The following is a 19,612-nucleotide window of genomic DNA, read 5'->3' on the forward strand; positions in this document are numbered from 1 at the left end:
CAGTGCAGTACCCTCCCCATCCGAGGTGCCCCCCGCTGTGAAGGAAAGTCCCTCTGTGCCTGCCCCCACGAATCCGTCCTCGAATCCGCCCGCAGCGAAGCCGCCCATGAAGTCCGCGCCCGCTTTCAGCCGTGGATTCCTCAAGAAGTGCGCGGAGGCGGGGGCGTTGGCCGCCGCGCTGTTGGGCTGTCCCGCGCAGCAGGTGCAGCCCACGCAGGAGCGTTGCTCCGCAGCGGCAGTGGACGGCGTTTGGAGGGTTGGCCTCGATGACGGCTCCACAGCGACAATCATCGTTGACGCGAAGCAGCCCTACTTGAGATCGCCCGACGAATGCAAAGCCGCTGGCCGCGTATGGCGAGACGGTGAGTGCTTGACCCTGCTGGGCGATGGGAAGCTCGAATCCGTCATTGATCATGAAATCGGCAGGTTGCCCAAGGGCTCGCGGCTCTACGGGCGGGTGTGGACAGAAGGGGCGACGGTGGTGGGCCGCTACACGCGAGCCCGGATGCCCAATGGCGAGGAACACGAAGTCTGCGTGTCCCTCTCATCCAATGGGGGCTTGGACAAGCTGCCCGGCTCCAAGCCCGGTGCCGCGCTGGTGCGCCCAAGAGACGCTGCGACATTCATCACAAAGCAGTGGCATTGAGGCCGGGCGTAAAGGCGCGTTACAGAGAGACGCCTGAAAACCGTCCCTAATAGCCATAGCCACAGGGTTGCGATAATGCCGAGTCTTCAACCCGTGGCGTCCTTCTCTTTCGGGCCTACCTGCCAGTAATTTCCTTCCTGCATGGGTGCGGCGTCCGCTCCCGCTCGCCCGCAAGGAGATGGCCTATGCCGTACTCGGGTACTTCCCTGTTTCCCGAAGGACTGGTGCTCTTTTCGATCAAGGGTGCCACTTACGAAATGCTGGAAGACCTGGGCCCCGGCCATCATGGCGAGCGCGTCCTGTCGGCCCTCCAGCGCGTCAAGGGCAAGGTGGTCCGCCGAGTCGTCCTCAAAGCGCTGCCGCTGTCTGACTCCGCGGCGGTGTGGAAGGAGGCACGCAAGCGACTGGAGGAAGAGATCCAGTTGGCCACCTTCCTCCGACACCCGAACATCGCCTGCGTGCATGGAGCGCACAAAGCCAAGGGGACCCTGTTTGTCATTACGGAAGCTGTCGCCGGCTTCTCGCTGAATACACTCCTTGACGTCGCGGCAGTGCGGGGGAGCTATTTCCCCGAATCCTTCATGCTGTATGTCGGGGCCAAGATCGCGGGGGCCCTGGCGCACGCGCACACCTGCCGGAGTGCACAGGGGGATCCGCTGAAAATCGTCCACCGCGCGATTGACCCGACACGCATCCGCGTGACCTTCGATGGACAGGTCAAATTGACGGACTTTGGCGTGGCGTCCGCACGACTTCCCGGCCAGCGCACCACGCGGCGTCCCGACACCCGGGGCGAAGTCTTTTGGGCTTCTCCGGAGGCATTGCTAGGCCAGCCCGAGGACGCGCGTTCGGACCTGTTCATGCTGGGAACGGTGCTGCTGGAATTCGCCACCGGCAAACACCTGCTCAGTGCCTACAACCTGCTTCCGAAGGATTTATGGGTGCTGGTCCCGGAAGAGGAAACGGAGCCGCTGCGCAGTGCCATCGCTCGGATGAGGAACGCATGGCGCGGGGTGGATCCGGAGGAGACGATATTGCGTGCGGTCACCTTCACCCCGGCCGACGTAGAAGCGGCGACACAAACGCTTTCAGAGCCCACGCGGGCTATCTTCCGCAAGCTGCTGCGGCGTAAACCAGCAGAGCGGCACATGTCCGCGCTGACGCTGCAAGACGACTTGGCGAAGGTGCTGCGCGCGCGAGGGAGCTACACCGCCAGGATGGCCGCGCAGGAGATTCAAGCAGCGCTTCGAGGGGCCGGACAAGCAATGGCCGAGGAGAGCCCAAAGAATCTGAGGAACCAAGACTTCATCACGACGGAACCAAGCCCGGCATGAGCTCGCTTCTCGACGGCCAGTACCATGGAGAGTCCTACGTCGCTTTGAGTTCGTGGAACTCGCCCAGTGCGAAGGAGCGAAAAGCGTCCAGTGAAGTCCAGCCTGCCGTACGCCTCAACGGTTCTCCACGCTGCGTCGCCTCATACCAGGCCTCCTCAATCGAGAGCCAGCACGGCAATGATCGAAAATAGAACCCACATCGCACTAATGCAGCGAGGGTTTGACTCAGGACTCGCCCAAAAAATCATCCAGGCAGGAGAAACGATCTCATCCCTAAAACAAAAACCAGGAGAACAACTCGCCGCCCTCGGGATACCCGAACACCTCATACATGCACTTCAATCCGAAAACAGACCTCCCATCCCCGAGGCCACCCTGCGCAAGGTGCTACACGAAAGCGCGTGGGCATGCAGCATTTGCCGAAAAGGCAATGTATCGATCATCCTCCACCACATCGACGAGTGGTCCGACTCCAGAGACCATGACGAATCCAACCTGATCACGTTGTGCCTCAATCACCATGGCGAGGCGCATACAAAGCGCGAACTCGGGCAGAACCTGACACCAAGCCGTCTCCGCGAAGCCAAGGCGAGATGGACCGCCCAAGTAATCCAAACAAGCGCCGCAGCAATTCTCAAGCCCACTAACGAGCTAACGAATGAATTCTGGGACTACTTCAACCACGTCCGCCTCCCGCAGTGTCTTCATCTCGCAGGCATAGATGTCACTCTCCAACAACCCATGCACCAATGGTTGCTGGGACTTGGCCTGATAAATGAAGATGGCACGGCTCGCATTCCCGAGGACAAGGATCCATCCAAATATAAATTCATATATCAACTCTACGGTTCGGGCCTTGCAGGACCAGGACCGAACGTGTACCGCTTCTATCGATGGATGATCGAAACACTGCTACAGAGCGTCCGCTGGGTTGATCTAACAAACAACTGGGAGCGGAAGAGCATCAAGGGTCTTGTTACGCCTGGAACCATCGTGGTCTGCCGAGGCGCGCACACCTTCAAGCAACTAGACGGTGTGTCGAAAGAAGGAATCAACCAGATGCGGAGGGTTCGCCGAAAGAAGGACAAAATTGAATTGTCCTTTATCATTGACGCATGGGAATCGACATCATCCTCGTCATACTGGGGCCACCTAACGAGAAAGTCCTCGGCAATGTCCATCAGTGTCGTGCGTTCATTGGATGAGCAGGCTGGCGTTTTAACCATGCCTGCGACATGTCTCGCGATTGGGACGGGCTTTGGGCCATACCCAACGAGTGACTGCCCCTATGATGGCTATTCTGGTCACTCCCCAGAAGATGGAGACTCTTCCTCGGGAATTGACATCTAGCTCGCTTGAATGCGGTGACGGCCTGTGTCCGTCAGAGAACGGTGTCATGGACCGCACGCGGCTGGATCAACCGGAGCGCGACTCCCGTTCGCTTAGGACGGGCCGCGAGCTGCGGCCACTTGCCTGCATGCAGAAGAGGTGAGCGTCAAGGGATTTGACGCGTGAAAGGGCTCAGCAGATGCGCTTCCGTTCCTGCGCTTGCGGTGAGGGGGGTGAGGCGAACGGAGCCCGTGAACCTCCAGTCGCGCGTGTCGCGGTCCCAGCGCTCAAAGTGATGTGGCACCTCCCGGGGGTGATGGGCCCCGGCCGCGTAGGCTGGCTGTTCTTCGGGGCCGTGCTCTACGCCGTGGGCGCGGTGGTGTACGCGCGCCGTTGGCCCGACCCCGTACCCAGCGTGTTCGGCTACCACGAGGTCTTCCACCTCATGGTCGTCGCCGCGACCGCCATGCACTACGCCGTGCTGATGGACTGCGTGGGGGGGGTTAGGGATTGCCGACAGGTTCCCGCTTGAGAAGGCGGCGAAACAGCTGAAGAAGGAGCGAGGCGCTGCCACGGCATGTGGACATTTGTTTGTCATTGGCGTGACCACCCAAGCGCACAAAGACGCGCTGCCGCAAGAGAATCAAAACCTGAATATCGTCGTCACGGGATGCAAGCGATGACCACACGAAAACGCCTCGAGCTGAACGTCTACGCGCCTGCGCTCGTGAGGGATGACGGCCGCACACTCGCTGTCGTCCGTGGTGTAGAGCTGGCGCTGCCCGGCTTGCGCCTGGAGTGGGAAATCGACAAAGAAGGGCGTCCCATCGAGGTACCGCAACGCGAAGCCTGGCTCGCTGAGGCAGCAACACGCGGAAAGCTCCCGTTGCTATGCAACGGCGACGAGAGCCACCCCGTGACCATTTCCGGGCTGCGGCGATTCGCCAGCGCGAGCGCTGGCGGTCAACCACAGTTCCAGGTCCATGCGAAGCTGCCACTGGACGCGCCCGTCGTCACGGCAGCCGCAAACGTGCTTGAAGCCGTGACCGAGGGCATACGCGCATACTGGGGGCAGGCAACGCCGGACGGCGCTGCGCTGGACATCGCGTATCAGATCGCCCCCACGCTGGAAGGACCACCCTCCCCGCGCCGGGGGTTGCCCGCGCTGAAGCTCTTCCAGCACATCCGTTCGCCCGAGATCCCCTACTACCTCGGGTGGTTGAACTACTGGTCAGCCGCTGCCGCACGGGCCATCGGGTTCCCGGATCCTGCTCGTGATGCCGAATTGCTGTCACGGTCGCGGCGAACGCCGTCGGGCGGGTGGGTCGTGCAACTCACGGAGGAGCCCCTCGATTTGGACGCCCCTGCCCACCTGGACGCGCTCAAGCGGGCCTACGAGCGCTTCCCCGAAATCGGCGGGCGTCTGGTGCCCTGACCCAGGACGGAGAGGGATTGTCGGACAGCGCACGCCTGATCGGCCTGGGCATCCGTCCCGAGCACATCCACACGCCGGCCGCTTCGCCCCTTCACTGAAGAACGCTGGACCGCCAGTTCCCACGTCCCTGCCCCGGGCACGGTTGTTCCGGAGCCGTCGTGCCCAAAGCTTCGCGGGGAGTGCCTGACGCACGTGCAGCCCTCCTGAGCGTCGGGCCGGGAGGAACCATGGCGAGTTCACGAACGGTGGCCCTGCGGGAGGTCCCGCCCCGGGATGCCTCTTCCCAGGAAGACCTCCTTCCGGGGCGCTGGAGCCGGGCCGCTTCGACGGTGGTCGCGGGAACGCTGATGTCCCTGGGACTGAGACGCCGCTCGCTCGGGGGCACGGTGATGGCCCTGGCCAGCGGCGCCCTGCTCTACCAGGGCCTGCACTCCCGGAAGCGTGCTCCGTCCACGGGGGGCAGGACAGCACTCCGCCGCGTCTCCACGGGCGCGGAAGCGCGACGCGAGCCGCTCGTGGAGGTGGAGCGCACGATCACCGTGGGCCGTCCGGCGGAGGAGTTGTACCGCCTGTGGAGTGAGCCCTCCACGCTGAGCCGCCTCATGGCGCACTTCGCGGACGTCACGTCCACACGGGGCGGGGATGGCCGCCACTGGCAGATCCACGGGCCCATGGGGCGCGAGCTGAGCTGGGACTCGCGCATCGTGGAAGACCGTCCGCCGGAGCTCCACCGCTGGGAGTCCACGGAGGACAGCCCCGTGAAGGTCCAGGGCCAGGTGCGCTTCAAGCCCGCGCCCGCGGACTTCGGCACGGAGGTGACGCTGCACCTCGCCTTCTCTCCCCCGGGTGGCGCGCTGGGCGAGGCGCTGGCGAAGCGGATGCGCGGCATCCCGGCCATGCAGGTGATGAAGTCGCTGCGCCGGTTCAAGAGCCTGGCGGAGACCGGAGAGATTCCCACGCTGGACCACAACCCCTCCGCTCGCGTGAGCGCGGACTGACCCAGAGGAGCACGAAACCATGCGAGCCCTTTGCTGGAATGGAGTGAACGACCTGCGCGTGGAGACCGTCCCCGACCCGGAGATCGTCAACCCGCACGACGCCATCCTCCGCGTCACCCTGTCGACGACGTGCGGGTCCGACCTGCACTTCATCGACGGCTACCTCCCGACGATGAAGGCGGGCGACATCATCGGCCATGAGTTCATGGGCGAGGTCGTGGAGGTGGGGCGCGACGTGAAGAAGGTGAAGAAGGGGGACCGGGTGGTGGTGCCCTCGTTCATCGTCTGTGGCAGTTGCTGGTACTGCGACCACCAGCTCTGGTCGCTGTGTGACAACACCAACCCGAAGCCCGAGTACCAGCAGGTGGCGTTCGGCTACCCCACGGCCGGCATCTACGGCTACACGCACGCCTTCGGCGGCTACGCGGGCGCGCATGCCCAGTTCGTCCGGGTGCCCTACGCCGACAACGACTGCTTCCTCGTGCCGGAGGGCCTGCGCGACGAACAGGTCCTCTTCCTCTCCGACGCGGCCCCCACGGGCTACATGGGCGCGGACTTCTGCGGCATCCAGCCGGGCGCCACCATCGCCGTGTGGGGCGCGGGCGGCGTGGGGCTGATGGCCATGCGCAGCGCGTACCTGCTGGGCGCCGAGCGCGTCATCGCCGTGGACCGCTTCCCGGAGCGCCTGGCCATGGCGGAGAAGTTCGTCGGCGCGGAAGCGCTCGACTACAGCCAGGTGGAGAGCGTGGTGGACGTGCTGCGGGAGATGACCGGAGGCCGAGGGCCGGATGCATGCATCGACGCGGTGGGCATGGAGGCCCATGGCACCGGGCCGGCTTACGCGTATGACCGGGCCAAGCAGGCGCTGCACCTGCACTCGGACCGGGGGCAGGCCGTGCGCGAGGCCATCCTCGCCTGCCGCAAGGGCGGCACGCTGTCCGTGCTGGGCGTGTACGGCCTGATGGACAAGTTCCCCCTGGGCGCCATCATGAACAAGGGCCTCACGCTGCGCACCGCGCAGCAGCACGGGCAGAAGTACCTGCCCCGCCTGCTGGAGCACGTGGCGAAGGGAGAACTGGATCCCTCGTTCCTCGCCACGCACCGCTTCTCGCTGGAGGACGCGCCCAAGGGCTACGAGATGTTCAAGAAGAAGGAGGATGGCTGCGTGCGGGCCGTGTTCACGTCCTGAGCGGCAATGCCTGGCAGCGGGTGCGGACCGGCCGGATGCGCTTCCGGCCGGTCGTGGAGCCGAGGCCCTGCGCCATGAACCGTCCAGAACCCAGGCCTTCGCACGCGGGAGCGTCCAGTCCACGGCAGAACCCTGCCTGGTGCTGGCGACAGGAAGGCCCGGCCCCATCGAGCGCCCTACCCTTGCGCCGCGCGAACACGGCAGGCCGCCGCTCCGCGCAGGGGAGACGAACGCCATGGGTATCAGCAAGGGCAGTGCGCAGTGGAACGGTGGGCTGAAGGACGGCAAGGGTTCGATGAAGCCGGGGCACGCCGCGGAGGTGCCCTTCTCGCTGGGCACCCGCTTCGAGGGTCAGCCGGGCAGCAACCCGGAGGAGCTCATCGGCGCGGCGCTCTCCGGGTGCTTCTCCATGGCCCTGTCGCTGGGGCTGGAGAAGGCGGGCCTGAAGCCCACGCGCATCCAGACGAACGCGGACGTGCAGCTGGACAAGCAGGACGAGGGCTTCGCCATCACCACCATCGCGCTGAGCACCGAGGCCACCGTCCCCGGCGCCAATGACGCTCAATTCCAGAAGATCGCCGAGGAGACCAAGAAGGGCTGCCCCGTCTCCAAGGCGCTCGCGGGCGTGAACATCACGCTCAAGGCGAAGCTCGCGACCTGATGGACCCGCGCCGGCCTCAGCCGCCGGCGCATGCGTCCCGGCAGTCCTGCCGGCACGCGACGACCTCGGGCGTGTTGCCCACGCAGGTCGCGTAGCACTGGGACAGGCACGGCGTGAGCGCATGCTCCGCCGAGCCGGGGTCCTCACCGGCCGGCTCCTCTCCCGGGCTGGCCTCCTCCGGGGGGTTGTCCGGCGGAGCGGCATCCGCTGGGCCACAGGCCGCCAGGAGCCATCCCATCGAGGCCAGCGCCACCAGGTACCGCCGCATGAGCTTTCCTCTCGCCAGCTGAGAAAGATCTCACTCTAGCCGCGAATCCGCGTGGAAGAATCCAGGCCCGTGGCCGATTCGTGCCAGGGAGGTCTTCTTCGCAGGTGGCTGAGACGGACGACGTCACGGACGCGGTTCGGCGCGCGACGCAGGGGGAGTCGTCCGCCTTCAGCGAACTGTATCGTCTCACCCGCCCCCTGGTGGCCCGCCTGGTCGCGGGTTTCGGCACATTGAGTCCCGACGAGGCGGAGGACGTCCTCCAGGAGTCCTACGTGCGGGCATTCCGGGGGCTGCCCCAGCTGAAGTCGCCGGGGGCCTTCACCCCCTGGCTGTTGACCATCGCGCGCAACCGGGCGCGCACGCGTCTGGAGCGCCGCAGCCTGCTCCAGCGGATGGAGGAGGAACGGGTGGATCCGACACCGGAGACGGTGCCGGCGCTGCCACCCACGCTCCAGGTGGAGCGGGACATCGAGGTGGTACGACAGCTCATCGCGGAGCTGCCCGAAGGCGAGGAGAAGAAGACCGTGCAGCTCTTCTACATCGAGGGTCAGCTCTCCGCGCGGGAGATCGCCGAACAGCTCGGCGTGGGCAAGAGCACGGTCACCATGCGGCTGGAGCGGTTTCGTGGGCGCATCAAGCGCGAGCTCCTCCAGCGGGTGCTCGCCGGACGGTGGGATTGAGCCATGAGACACCTGGATGCCAGCGCGATGTCCGAGCTCGCAGCGCGCGACCCCCAGGCCGTGGCCTGGTTCCGCGAGCACCTGGCCTCGCCCTGCGAGGCGTGTGAGACGTTCCTCGCCACGCACACGGATCCGCTCGACGGGCGGACGGACGCCCTGCTGCTGGCGCTCGCCCCGGCCAGGAAGGCCGAAGAGGAAGGCGCCACCGTCGTCCCGCTGCGCACCGCGACCCGCTCCCGCCGCTTCGCCCCGCCTCCGGCCCGGTACTGGGGCTGGATGGCCGGCGCGCTCGCGGCCTCCGTGCTGATGGTGGTGCTGGTGCCGCTCGTGAAGGGTCCCGCCCGGCGCGACACCGGATGGACGGGCGAGAAGGGCCCGGGCCGCATCACCCTGGAGCTGGCCGTGGTCGCCCGGGGCACGGATGGCGGCCTGCGCCGGCTGGACTCCGGGGCGGACGTCGCCAGCGACGAGGTGCTGCTCCTGCGCTACCACGCGACGGAGTCCGGCACCGCGCTGCTCTACCAGCAGCGGGGGCACCAGCCCCCGGAGCTGCTGGGCCGCTTCCCCCTGGACGCGGGAACGCACGACCTGGAGGGGCTCGACGGCCTGGCGGGCGTGAGCCTGGAGTCGGACGAGGGCCACCTGTCGCTGGCGCTGGTCGCCTTCGCGCCAGGTGAGCCCGCGTCGGAGCAGGACGCACTCGCCGCCCTTGAGGCGGACGGCAGCCCGGATGCACGCCCGGGCACCGTGGTGAGGTTCGACGTGCGGGTCCAATCCGGTCAGACTCTGGCCCCGTGAAGCACCTCCTTCCCCTGCTGCTCACCCTCCTCTGCGCCTGCGCGGGTCCCTCCGCCACGGCCGGAGACAAGGGCGGGCTCGTGCCGCTGCGGCTCGACGCGGCGGACCTGTCGCGTGCGTACACGCCCCGGCGGCTCGCGCTGCTCGTGGGCGTGTCGTCGTTCGACGATCCCCAGTGGCGCGCCCTGCGCTTCTCCTCCAAGGACGCCACCGACCTCGCGGCGGCGCTGAAGGACCCCGCGCGGGGCCACTTCGACCAGGTGCGCGTCCTCACGCGCCCGGAGGAGACGACCCGCGACGCCATCCTCGCGGCGCTGCGGCAGCTGCGGCGTGAGGCCACCCGGCCCGACGACGTGGTGATGGTGTACCTGTCCGCGCACGGCACGCTCGCGCGCGACGGCAAGGGAGAACTGACGCGCTACCTGGTCACCCGCGACGCGTCCTACCGCGCGATTCCCCAGACGGCGCTCTCCATGGACGCGCTGAAGGCGGAGTTCGACCAGCTGCCCAGCCGGCGGCGGCTGCTGGTGCTGGCCACCTGCCACAGCGGCAACGGCAAGTCGCTCCTGCCCAGGGAGCTGGAGGTGGAGCTGGCCGGAATCAAGTCCGGCTTCTACGCGCGGCCGCTGGAGGAGTCGTCGCGCGCCTCCATGGTGTTCGCCGCCAGCGACTGGGGCGAGACGGCGCGCGAGGACGAGGGCCTGCGCAACGACATCTACACGTACTTCCTCATCGAGGGCCTGGGCGGCGCGGCGGACCGCAACGCGGACGGCGCCGTCACCGCCACGGAGGCCCACGACTATTCGCGTCGCCGCACCTTCGCCTTCACGGAAGGGCGCCAGCGGCCGTCCGCTGAAATCATGGAGGTGGGCGCGGATCCGGTCATCCTCGCCGGCCGCATCGACCGCACGGGCCAGCCGGAGCTGTTCTCCTACAACCCGCGCCTGGACGGCTTCCTGCTCAAGGTGGACGGCGAGCCGCGCCTGGAGCTGCCGGGTGGCGCCGCGGTGGGCCCGGGCCGCCGCACGGTGGAGCTCACCAAGGGTGACGCCGTCCTCGTGCGGCGCGAGGTGGACGTGTCCCGGGGCGAGCGCCTGCCCCTGGAGCGCCTGCTCGCGGACGCCATCCCGCGCCGCGCGCTGTCACTCGTGGGCGGCATGATGTCCTTCACGGACGGCCAGAGCCGGCGCGAGCTGCTGCCCGCCGCGCCCCAGGTGGGCGTCGTGCTGCGGCTGGAGGACCTCCCGCTCCAGGACCTGGGCCTGCTGGTGGATGTGGGGCTGGGACACGGACGGCAGAAGCTCCAGATGGCGCCCGGCAGCGAGGTGCCCTTCGGCTACACCACGCTCACGCTGGGCGCGGCGGTGCCGTACCTGTGGCGCTGGGAGCGGCTGACGCTGTTCGCGGGCCCGCGTGTGGCCGCGCTGTACCTGGGAAGGTCTTTTGACGTGGAGGCCTTCTCCGGTGGCCAGCGCTACTTCACCGTCAGCCCCGGTGTGGTGGGCGGACTGGCGTGGCGTCTGGGCGAGCGGCTGGAGCTCACCGCCCAGGGTCACGGGATGTTGACGTACGTGGTGGTGGACGGACAGGGACAGGCCGTGGGCTTCATCGGCGGAAACGCCGGCGTGGGGTACCGCTTCTGATGCGTCGCCATTGCCTGCTCTTGACCCTGTCGTCGCTCGGCCTGGGCCTGGGCGCGTGCGGAAGCCTGGACAACGAGCCCTTCCGCGCGGGCACCGTGCGCGGCCGGCTCACGGAGTTCGATCCCGCCTACGCGCAGGTGTCCGTCCTGGGCGCGCCCGGCGTGCGCAGCGGCGTGGACGCGCAGGGCCGCTTCACGCTGGAGGACGTGCCCGCGGGGCCCGCGGAGCTCTTCATCCTCGCCACCGCGGACAAGGCCGCGCGCGTGCCGCTCACCGTGCAGGGCGGCCAGTCCGTGGACGTCCCGGCCGTGGCGCCCCGGTTCGCCGGCACCTTCTTCGTGAAGCTCCACGCCCGGGGCAACCTGAAGGTGCTGGATGCCAGGGTGATCGTGGAGGGCACTCCCATCGAAGCCTCCGGGCTCGACGACGAGTCCCCCCGCCATGTGGGGCCGCTGCCGGAGGGCTGCTACGGCGTCAGCGTCTCCGCGCCCCGCTTCATCACCACGGCCCTCCAGGGCTGTGTGGATGCGGGCAAGCAGACGGTGCTGAACGTGGAGCTCGTCCCGGAGAAGTCCTACGTCCAGGAAGGCTGCGCGCGGACGGGCTGTGACAGTGCGAGTCACTGCGCATCGGACGGCTGTTGCGTGCAATGTCTTGAAGACATGCATTGCACATCGCCGTTCGTCTGCAACGACTTCCGCTGCGAAAAGACCATTCCGTAAAGCCACACATTTCAGGACCCCGGGTCTCCGCGGGATTTGCTAGCCGTCAGGACTTCCGCCCGCGGTGCCAGGCCCTGTGGCCACCGTGCGAGTTTTCGGGTCTTCCTGACAACGAGGCGCTCCCGCTCACGCAGGGGAACCCCCCAACGCCTCGTCTCACAGGAGGATGACCATGCGTATCCCGACCGCTCGCTCTTCCGCGGCATGGCTGGTGTTGTGCACGACGCTGCTGTCCCTGGGCTGCGGCGGCCCCACGACGTCCGAGGATCCCTCGCTCGCCACGGGCGATGACAACCTGGGCGCGGGTGAGGCCCCTGCCACCGACGGTGGCACCGCTCCCGGTGGCGACGGACGCATCAGCATCTGCCACATCCCTCCGGGCAATCACGCCAACGCGCACACCATCACGGTGGGCGCGCCCGCGGTGGCCGCGCACCTGCACCACGGCGACCGGCTGGGCGCCTGCGACGGCGAAACGCCCACGGACGGCGGCACCTCCGAGCCCGACGGTGGCAGCACCACGGACGGCGGCTCCAGCGGCGACGTCGACGCCGGTCCGGGGCCCGTGTGCATCCCCGAAGGTGGCGAGTGCTCCACCGAGGGCGAGACGGCCTGCTGCGATTCGCTGTCCTGCCAGGAAGGGCAGTGCTGGCCGACGGTCGGCTGAGAAGTCGCCGTGGCCACTCCGTGCCGGGGCGGGTCTTCCCCGGCGTTCAACCTTGATTCCCCAAAAGGCTTCCCCATGAAGACCCTGCGACACCTGACCTCCACCCTGCTCATGGCCACGGGGATGCTGTTCCTCGCGGCCTGCGGCGACAGCAACGCCCGCGTCACCCTGAAGCTCACCGACGCCCCGGGCGACGGCATCGAGAAGGCCGTCGTGACCATCTCGAAGGTCTACCTGAAGGGCAGCGTGGAGGGAGACAAGGACGGCAAGGGCGACGTGGTGCTCCTGAGCGAGCCCGTCACCACCGACCTGCTCACGCTGGCCAACGACACCGCGGACCTGGTGAAGGACGCGGAGGTTCCGGCGGGCAAGTACAAGGAACTGCGCTTCGTCATCACCGGCGGCTACATCCAGGTGAAGCAGGACGGCGGCAGCCGCATCTTCGCCACCTCGCGCGACTACGCGGGCCTGCCCGAGGGTGCCCAGGTGGACGGCGACCTGCAGATGCCGAGCGCCAGCAGCTCCGGCCTCAAGGTGAAGTTCGACAAGGACGCCGACGTCACCATCACCAGCGATGACGACCAGAAGGTCATCCTGGTGGACTTCGACGTCGCGCAGAGCTTCGGCAAGGAGGCCGGCGGCTCCGGCAAGTGGGTGATGCGGCCCATCATCAAGGGCGCGGACCTCCAGTTCTCCGGCAACGTGGAGGTCTCCCTGGAGGCGGGCAGCGTGTCCCTGCCCCTGGGCCCCACGCAGCTGGGCCTCTTCTCCGCGGTGCTGATCAACGCCGACGGCAGCCGCGAGCCGATGGCCTTCACCGCCAGCACGGCCACCCGCTACGTGGCGGACTTCAAGTTCCTGCTGCCCGGCACCTACCAGGTGGACCTCGTGGGCCCCGAGGGCGTGACGTTCAGCACGAACATCACGCGCCCGGCGACCGCGACGGTCGGCTCGGGCGCTGAGACCCACGTGGACTTCGTGCTGACGTCCTTCGAAGTCGAGTAGTGCTTCAAGCTTCGGGGTTCAGGCCGCCTTCTCGCCCGACTGCGCCTGGGCGGCCTGGACCTCGAGGGCGATTTCAATCTTCTCGCCCACCAGCACGCCGCCCGCCTCCAGCGCCTGGTTCCACGTCAGGCCGAAGTCGCTGCGGTTGATGGTCGTCTTCGCCTCGAACGCGGCCTTGGTGTTGCCCCACGGGTCCTTGGCGATGCCCAGCTGCTCGGCCTCCAGGACGACCTCGCGGCTGATGCCGCGGATGGTGAGCTGGCCCGTGACCTTCAAGTGCTTGCCGGAGGGCTCCACCTTCGTGCTCTGGAAGGTGAGCGCCGGGAACTTCGCCACATCGAAGAAGTCCGGCGAGCGCAGGTGGTTGTCGCGCTGCTCGACGCCGGTGTGGATGCTCGCCGCCTCGATGGAGACGGAGACCGACGAAGCCGCCGGGTTCGCGTCGTCCAGGGTGATGGTGCCGCCGAACTTCGTGAAGTTGCCGCGCACCTTCGCCACCACCATGTGACGAACGCTGAAGTGGATGCCCGTGTGCGTGGTGTCGATGTTCCAGAGGGTGGTGGCCATGGTCGTCGTCCTTGTCGTGAGCGCCGCGTTGGCGGCGGTGTGTTTCAACGAGGCGTAAGGTAGCGGCCCCCCACGTTCCGGATTAGACGGGACGGACAGGAAGCACTGTTCCACGACTGGAACAGTGCCCTTCGCATGGGGCACGGCCATGGACCTCAACGAACTCCTCGTCTTCGCCCGGGTGGTCCAGGCGGGCAGCTTCACGGCGGCGGCGAAGGCGCTGCGCATGCCCAAGTCCACCGTCAGCCGGAAGGTGTCCGAGCTGGAGGAGCGCGTGGGCGCCCAGCTGCTCCAGCGCACCACGCGCACGCTGCACCTGACGGAGGTGGGCCGCGCGTACTACGCGCACTGCGAACGCATCGTCGCGGAAGCGGAGGCGGCGGAGCTGGCGGTGACCCGCCTGCAAGCGGGTCCGCACGGGCTCTTGCGCGTGACGACGCCGCTGTCCGTCCACTTCCTCGCGCCCATGGTGGCGCGCTTCATGGAGCAGTACCCGGACGTGCAGGTGGAGCTGTTCTGCACGGACCGCGCGGTGGACCTGATGGAGGAGGGGTTCGACCTGGCGGTGCGGGCCGGGCGGCTGCCGGACTCCTCGCTGATGGCGCGGCGGCTGGGGGACATCGAGTGGCTCGTCGTGGCCTCACCGGAGTACCTCAAGGCGCGGGGAACGCCGCGCACCCCCTCGGACCTGGCGAAGCATGACTGCCTCTTCTTCGGCACCTCGCTGGCGAGCAACGTCTGGACGCTGCACGCGGGCGGCCGGTCGGTCGACGTGAAGGTCTCCGGGCGGCTGGTGATCAACGAGCCGGACATGCTGCGCGCGGTGACGCTGCTGGGCACCGGGGTGGCGCTCATCCCAGGCCAGCAATGTGTCGAGGACCTGGAGTCCGGCCGGCTTCAGCGCGTGCTGCCGGACTGGAGCTCCGCGGGTGCGCCGGTGCACGCCGTCTACCCGCCCACGCGCCACCACGTGCCCAAGGTGATGGCCTTCGTGGAGGTGCTGCGCGAGCACTGGCCCCAGCTGCAAGCGGCGCTCAAGCGCGCGAAACGCTGAGACGGTGGACGCGTTTCGTTCCGCGGATGGAACGATGTGTCCCGACCTTCGAGTCTGGCCAGGTGGCGTTCCGGAGCGCATGTTGTGTCTCGAAAGGAAACACACACCATGCTCAACGTTCGCCCTTCTGAAGCACGCGGTCACGCCAACCACGGCTGGCTGGACTCGCATCACACCTTCTCGTTCGCGAGCTACTTCGACCCCGACAACATGGGCTTCCGCGCCCTGCGCGTCATCAACGAGGACCGCGTGCAGTCCGGCGAGGGCTTCGATACGCACCCGCACCGGGACATGGAGATCATCACCTACCCGCTCAGCGGTGCCATCGCGCACCGGGACAGCACGGGAGGCCAGGGGCTCCTGCGCGCCGGAGAGGTGCAGCGCATGACGGCCGGCACGGGCGTGATGCACAGCGAGATGAACGGCTCCAACGAGGACGTCCACTTCCTGCAGATCTGGATCATCCCGGACAGGAAGGGCCTGAAGCCCGAGTATGAGCAGAAGTTCTTCCCGGAGAAGGACCGGCAGGGACGCTGGCGCGTGGTGGCCAGCCCGGACGCTCGCGACGGCAGCCTCACCGTGCACCAGGACGTGCTGCTCAGCAGCACGCTGCTGAGCCCGGGCGAGAAGGCGGAGTACACGCTGCCCAAGGGGCGGCACGCCTGGGTGCAGATTGCCCGCGGCGCCGGCACGCTCAACGGCGTGGCCCTGAAGGCCGGTGACGGAGTGGCCGTCTCCGACGAGTCGAGCCTCGTGCTCACCGCCTCCGAGCCGCTGGAGGCCCTGCTGTTCGACCTGGCCTGATGCGCCGGCCACGAAGAAGGCCCCCGGATCCATGCGTGGATCCGGGGGCCTTGTCGTTTTCAGAGACCTACGGAGTGAACGACGTGGGGTTGGGCACCGGAGGGATGGTGACGGCCTGGCCGTACACCAGCGTGTTGCCCGTCACGGTGCCGGTGGCGTTGAGCTTGCTTGAATCCAGCAACGTCCCGCGGAGCCCTTCCGCGTTGAAGGTGCACGGAGAGGACGAATCACAGTCATAGGCGACGAGCTTCGCGGCGTTGCTGGAGTACACGGCGATGTCCTTGGCCGTGGTGGTGCCGGTGTGCATGAAGAAGTGGCCGTCGCGGGGCTGGTAGCTGCTGGAGCTTTCGACGCGAGGGCCCGGCGTGACGGACTGCCACAGGCGGAAGTTGCGCTTGCACTCGGCGGCGACGGTGGTGCGGATGAGCATGTTGCGCACCTTGGTGTCGACGCAGCCGTCCTCGTTGCCGCGGAAGTAGCTGTCCTCCAGGACGACGTCGCTCGCGGAGCTCTCCCCGTCGATGCCGTCTCCCTGGGTGTAGCCCGTCTGCATGCCGGTGACGTTCATCACCGTGGCCCGGCGCAGGGTGACGTGGTTGGTGGTGTCGTAGAGGGCGATGCCCACGGGGTAGTCACTCCCCTGCCCGCCAATCTGGTCCGGCTCCATGTCGATGTAGACGTCCTCGACGAGCGACTGGTTGGTGCCGGACGCGAGGAAGATGCCGCCGCGAGTGAACTGGAGGATCATCGCGTCGCGGATGGTCAGGTCGGTGAAGGCGGTGGTGCTGGAGCGCTCCACGTCCACGCAGGTGGCCACGTTCTCCGCGCGGAACTGGCTGAGCGTCACGTGCGCCACGGGAGACACGGCCTTGAAGCTGAAGCACGTGCCCACGTGGCGGAACTCCAGGTTGTAGAACACGAGGTTGCTGGCCTTCACGGTGAAGGCCACGGGCCCCGTCTTGGCGCGAGTGGAGGCCTCGAAGGTGGACTCGAACACGGGCCGTCCCTCCACGCCCTTGATGGTGACCGGAGAGCCCGGGGCGCCGCCCTGGGACACGGTGGTGCCGGTGGCGTAGGTGCCGCCATGGATGCACACCAGGCCGCCGGGGCCCACGGCCTGGATGAAGGCGTTGAGGTTGGCCAGGGTGCCCGCGCTCTGCGCCGTCAGGCCGTCTTTCGAGCCCGCGCCGGTGACGGTGATGTGGCGGACGGAGGAGCCGGAGCACTCGTCCGCGGTGGGCGTGGCGTACAGGCCGTTCGAGTACGTGGACGTCGTCTCGGACGTGGAGCCCTTGATGCGCACGTGGAATTCGTACCGCGTGCCATTGGTGAGGCCCGTGACGGCGTAGGTGGTGCTGGTGCCAGCGCTCCGGTACACCCAGCTGCCGTCGCCCACACGGAAGCGGACCTGATAGCCCTGGGTGCCCGCAGGGCCCGCGGTCCACGTGAGGGTCACCTGGCCGTCGCCGGGCACGGCTTCGAGCAGCGTTGGGGCGGCGAGCGCCTGGGAGACCTCGCCGGTCCCATCCGGCTTGAGCGTCAGGTCACCCTGGGGACCGCAGGCCAGCGCCCCCAGGAGGGCGCCGGTGAAACACAACACACGGTATCGAGGGAGGAAGGATTTCATGGACTCCCTGCTTTATCAGGGAGTCCACCGGATTCGGTAGGAGCAGGCGTGGCCGTCGAAGTCGAACGGCTCCACGCTCAGGTTCCGAGCACCCGCCTTGGTGAGACCTGCCTCGATGATGCCGCGCAGGTAGCCGGGGTTCCCGTTGCACTCGCTGACCCGGAGGACGTGGTGCGCGGGCCCCTGGGTGACGAGTTCCGTCTTCAGGTAGTTGTTCACCGTCGCGAAGCTCTCCTGGATGCGGATGACGACGCGCTCCGGTCCGAAGATGGGCCACATCGCGACGAGCGCCCTGCCCAGCAGCGTCTGCTCCACGCCCTCGATGAGCCCCGCGCCCAGCCGCCGGAAGCCCTCGTCCGTATCGACCTCGGGATGGAGGTACCGCGCCGTGATGCGCAGCGCCTCGGCGAAGACGAGCCGGGGAGTGCTGCGGGGGATGGGCGCCCCCAGGTCCAGGCCGGCCTTCTTCAGCTGGTCCTTCAGCTGTGGCGTGAGCCGGCTGCCGATGGAGCGAAAGAGCCCTTCAATCGTGTGGCGATAGACGACCTGCTCGGCCATGGATCCGTCCGGGGGTTCGGATGCGATTGCGCAATGCCATCACGAATCCACGAAGGCTCACCAGCCCCTGATGTAACTCCAATCAAGTCCGTCTGTCTTTCCCGGACACCGGAACTGAGTGGGTGTTCAAGGTTTGCCCGGCTCCAGGCTCAGCCGCCCCACCGGATGCGGTAGGAGCAGGCGTGGCCATCGAAGTCGAAGGGCTCCACGCGCAGGTTCTTGGCCCCGGCCCGGGCAAGCCCCGCCTCGATGATGCCGCGGAGGTAGCCCGGGTTCCCGTTGCACTCGTTGACGCGGATGATGTGGTGGCCCGGCCCCTGGGTGAGCAACTCCGAATGCATGTAGTTGTTCACGGTGGAGAAACTCTCCTGGATGCGCACCACGACGCGCTCGGGGCCGAAGATGGGCCACATCGACACGAGCGACTTGCCGAGCACGGTCTGCTCCAGCCCCTGGATGATGCCCACGCCCAGCCGCCGGTAGCCCTCGCTCACGTCGAGATCCGGATACAGGTGCGCCACGGTGACGCGAAGGGCATCCGCGAAGACGGTCCGGGACGTGTTGCGAGGGGACTGCGAGTCCAGGTCCAGCCCCACCTCGCTCAACTTCGCCCGGAGCTCCGGAGTGAGACGGTCACCGATGGAACGAAAGAGCCCCTCCACCGTGTGGCGATAGACGATTTCCTCTTCCACGAATCACCCCGGCCCCAACCAGGCGGTCCCATTCCGCCATGTCACGAAGAAGAGTACTCCAGCCCCCCCACGAATCCGAAGCCCCCTGCCCTCCGACCCGGGTCTGAGACGTCCCACCGTGTGTTTCACGGCTGGTCGCGATCTTTTAACAATGCCTGCATTGCTCGACTTCCATGACTCGCCCGAGGCCGGGTGGCTTCGGCGGGCCCGCCCGTGTCTACCCTTGGGGCTGGATCGGCTTCAACAGTCCCGCCCGGTTCAACTGGTCTTGCACCTGCTCAGCGAGCGCGATGTGCTCCGGATTGCTTACCGTGAAGCGCTCAGGACACATGACGATGAGCGTCCCCTTGTCCTCGATCCATTCGATCTGCACCGGAGCGGGCAGCGGGGGCACTGTACCCAAACGGCGAGACAGATACGTGACCCAGCCCACGAACGTGCCCGGCACCGCGAACTCCGACACCCTGTCTCGATGAGCCGTAGACGTGGCGACACCCCATTCGGGGTCCCAAGCCAAAGCCGCTGCGCGAAGCGCCTGTGAAAGGACGGGAGCGGTAAGGACACGCTCTCTGGCTTCCCCTCCTGCCGGAAGGTCCATCACGCAAAGATCCCCCAGGAGCTCTGAGGTGGAGCCCAATGCGAGCTTGACGCCAGTGCTTGCACCATCGGGCTCCCCATTCCATGCAGAGAAAGAAACCCCATCCTCATCATTCCGGTACTTCTTCCTGAAGAGATTGAAAAGCGAGTCCGCATTCGGCACAAATGGGCGCCTGAGCGCATCAGCACGAGACCCGGCTTTCTCGAACCATCGGCTAAACGTAGGCTCATGAGACGCCAGGAGGCGGAAGAAGGCTTCGGCACGTCGAGCGTATGACTCGACTGGCTCAACCCGACCCGGCCAGTACGCCCCCAGGTAATATTTCTCTTTCATCTGG

23 protein-coding genes are annotated in these 19,612 nt (G+C 67.2%); 17 read left to right on the top strand and 6 right to left on the bottom strand.

Features of this window, described 5'->3' with window-relative positions; genetic code table 11:
• Positions 1-106 precede the first annotated feature (106 nt).
• The 9 genes from D7W79_RS03905 to D7W79_RS03940 all read left to right on the top strand — a co-directional run bounded on the left by D7W79_RS03905 (position 107) and on the right by D7W79_RS03940 (position 7,592).
• Positions 107-646 (top strand): hypothetical protein, encoded by a 540-nt coding sequence (locus D7W79_RS03905; protein WP_120523979.1) that lies wholly within the window; start codon positions 107-109, stop codon positions 644-646.
• Between the two features lie 185 nt (positions 647-831).
• Positions 832-1,980, top strand: a complete 1,149-nt coding sequence (locus tag D7W79_RS03910) for a serine/threonine protein kinase (RefSeq protein ID WP_120523980.1) — start codon at positions 832-834, stop codon at positions 1,978-1,980.
• Positions 1,981-2,070: 90 nt separating this feature from the next.
• Entirely contained in the window at positions 2,071-3,330 is a 1,260-nt protein-coding gene (locus tag D7W79_RS03915; protein ID WP_147441791.1) for an HNH endonuclease signature motif containing protein, read from the top strand.
• A gap of 274 nt (positions 3,331-3,604) precedes the next feature.
• Positions 3,605-3,841, top strand: coding sequence for a hemolysin III family protein (locus D7W79_RS03920; RefSeq protein WP_439099175.1), 237 nt, complete (start codon positions 3,605-3,607; stop codon positions 3,839-3,841).
• 16 nt (positions 3,842-3,857) lie between these two features.
• Entirely contained in the window at positions 3,858-3,992 is a 135-nt protein-coding gene (locus D7W79_RS44780; RefSeq protein ID WP_244221583.1) for a DUF6310 domain-containing protein, read from the top strand.
• Entirely contained in the window at positions 3,989-4,744 is a 756-nt protein-coding gene (locus D7W79_RS03925; RefSeq protein WP_120524014.1) for a DUF5953 family protein, read from the top strand. The genes D7W79_RS44780 and D7W79_RS03925 overlap by 4 nt, the downstream gene beginning before the upstream one ends.
• A gap of 227 nt (positions 4,745-4,971) precedes the next feature.
• The gene (locus D7W79_RS03930) at positions 4,972-5,742 is read left to right on the top strand and encodes an SRPBCC family protein (protein ID WP_120523982.1); all 771 of its coding nucleotides are present in this window, start codon (positions 4,972-4,974) and stop codon (positions 5,740-5,742) included.
• Between the two features lie 19 nt (positions 5,743-5,761).
• The gene (locus tag D7W79_RS03935) at positions 5,762-6,931 is read left to right on the top strand and encodes a zinc-dependent alcohol dehydrogenase (protein WP_120523983.1); all 1,170 of its coding nucleotides are present in this window, start codon (positions 5,762-5,764) and stop codon (positions 6,929-6,931) included.
• Between the two features lie 235 nt (positions 6,932-7,166).
• Positions 7,167-7,592: an OsmC family protein gene (locus D7W79_RS03940; protein WP_120523984.1), complete on the top strand. Its 426-nt coding sequence runs from the start codon at positions 7,167-7,169 to the stop codon at positions 7,590-7,592.
• Positions 7,593-7,608: 16 nt separating this feature from the next.
• Here D7W79_RS03940 and D7W79_RS03945 read toward each other — a convergent pair whose 3' ends face one another.
• Positions 7,609-7,860, bottom strand: a complete 252-nt coding sequence (locus tag D7W79_RS03945) for a hypothetical protein (protein ID WP_120523985.1) — start codon at positions 7,858-7,860, stop codon at positions 7,609-7,611.
• A 104-nt stretch (positions 7,861-7,964) separates the two neighbouring features.
• On the opposite strand from D7W79_RS03945, the gene D7W79_RS03950 reads away from it, so the two are divergent.
• The 6 genes from D7W79_RS03950 to D7W79_RS03975 all read left to right on the top strand — a co-directional run bounded on the left by D7W79_RS03950 (position 7,965) and on the right by D7W79_RS03975 (position 13,375).
• Positions 7,965-8,540: an RNA polymerase sigma factor gene (locus tag D7W79_RS03950; RefSeq protein ID WP_171436227.1), complete on the top strand. Its 576-nt coding sequence runs from the start codon at positions 7,965-7,967 to the stop codon at positions 8,538-8,540.
• A gap of 27 nt (positions 8,541-8,567) precedes the next feature.
• Positions 8,568-9,338, top strand: a complete 771-nt coding sequence (locus D7W79_RS03955) for a hypothetical protein (protein WP_244221579.1) — start codon at positions 8,568-8,570, stop codon at positions 9,336-9,338.
• Positions 9,335-10,981 carry a caspase family protein gene (locus D7W79_RS03960; protein WP_120523988.1) on the top strand — a complete coding sequence of 549 codons (1,647 nt, stop codon included), beginning with the start codon at positions 9,335-9,337 and terminating at the stop codon, positions 10,979-10,981. Before D7W79_RS03955 ends, D7W79_RS03960 begins: the two co-directional genes overlap by 4 nt.
• Entirely contained in the window at positions 10,981-11,703 is a 723-nt protein-coding gene (locus D7W79_RS03965; RefSeq protein ID WP_120523989.1) for a carboxypeptidase-like regulatory domain-containing protein, read from the top strand. The genes D7W79_RS03960 and D7W79_RS03965 overlap by 1 nt, the downstream gene beginning before the upstream one ends.
• A 172-nt stretch (positions 11,704-11,875) precedes the next feature.
• Complete coding sequence (locus D7W79_RS43515) at positions 11,876-12,370, top strand: hypothetical protein (protein ID WP_158616883.1); 495 nt, start codon at positions 11,876-11,878, stop codon at positions 12,368-12,370.
• A gap of 75 nt (positions 12,371-12,445) precedes the next feature.
• Positions 12,446-13,375 (top strand): DUF4382 domain-containing protein, encoded by a 930-nt coding sequence (locus tag D7W79_RS03975; RefSeq protein ID WP_120523990.1) that lies wholly within the window; start codon positions 12,446-12,448, stop codon positions 13,373-13,375.
• An 18-nt stretch (positions 13,376-13,393) separates the two neighbouring features.
• On the opposite strand, the gene D7W79_RS03980 is transcribed toward D7W79_RS03975, so the two are convergent.
• Entirely contained in the window at positions 13,394-13,942 is a 549-nt protein-coding gene (locus D7W79_RS03980; protein WP_120523991.1) for a YceI family protein, read from the bottom strand.
• 148 nt (positions 13,943-14,090) lie between these two features.
• Between D7W79_RS03980 and D7W79_RS03985 the strand changes: the two genes are divergently transcribed.
• Both D7W79_RS03985 and D7W79_RS03990 read left to right on the top strand, forming a co-directional pair.
• Complete coding sequence (locus D7W79_RS03985) at positions 14,091-14,996, top strand: LysR family transcriptional regulator (protein WP_120524015.1); 906 nt, start codon at positions 14,091-14,093, stop codon at positions 14,994-14,996.
• Positions 14,997-15,104: 108 nt separating this feature from the next.
• On the top strand, positions 15,105-15,800 hold the full coding sequence (locus D7W79_RS03990) for a pirin family protein (protein ID WP_120523992.1): 696 nt from the start codon (positions 15,105-15,107) through the stop codon (positions 15,798-15,800).
• 67 nt (positions 15,801-15,867) lie between these two features.
• Here the strand turns inward: D7W79_RS03990 and D7W79_RS03995 are convergent, their stop codons facing one another.
• The 4 genes from D7W79_RS03995 to D7W79_RS46000 form a co-directional block, all read right to left on the bottom strand.
• Positions 15,868-17,427 carry a fibronectin type III domain-containing protein gene (locus tag D7W79_RS03995; protein WP_120523993.1) on the bottom strand — a complete coding sequence of 520 codons (1,560 nt, stop codon included), beginning with the start codon at positions 17,425-17,427 and terminating at the stop codon, positions 15,868-15,870.
• Between the two features lie 15 nt (positions 17,428-17,442).
• The gene (locus tag D7W79_RS04000; RefSeq protein WP_120523994.1) at positions 17,443-17,985 is read right to left on the bottom strand and encodes a DUF2378 family protein; all 543 of its coding nucleotides are present in this window, start codon (positions 17,983-17,985) and stop codon (positions 17,443-17,445) included.
• 149 nt (positions 17,986-18,134) lie between these two features.
• A complete protein-coding gene (locus D7W79_RS04005; RefSeq protein WP_120523995.1) occupies positions 18,135-18,677 on the bottom strand; it encodes a DUF2378 family protein in 543 nt (180 codons plus the stop codon).
• A 217-nt stretch (positions 18,678-18,894) separates the two neighbouring features.
• The gene (locus tag D7W79_RS46000; protein WP_120523996.1) at positions 18,895-19,608 is read right to left on the bottom strand and encodes an immunity 52 family protein; all 714 of its coding nucleotides are present in this window, start codon (positions 19,606-19,608) and stop codon (positions 18,895-18,897) included.
• Positions 19,609-19,612 lie beyond the last annotated feature (4 nt).

The organism is Corallococcus exercitus, from assembly GCF_003611585.1.
Lineage (GTDB): Bacteria > Myxococcota > Myxococcia > Myxococcales > Myxococcaceae > Corallococcus > Corallococcus exercitus.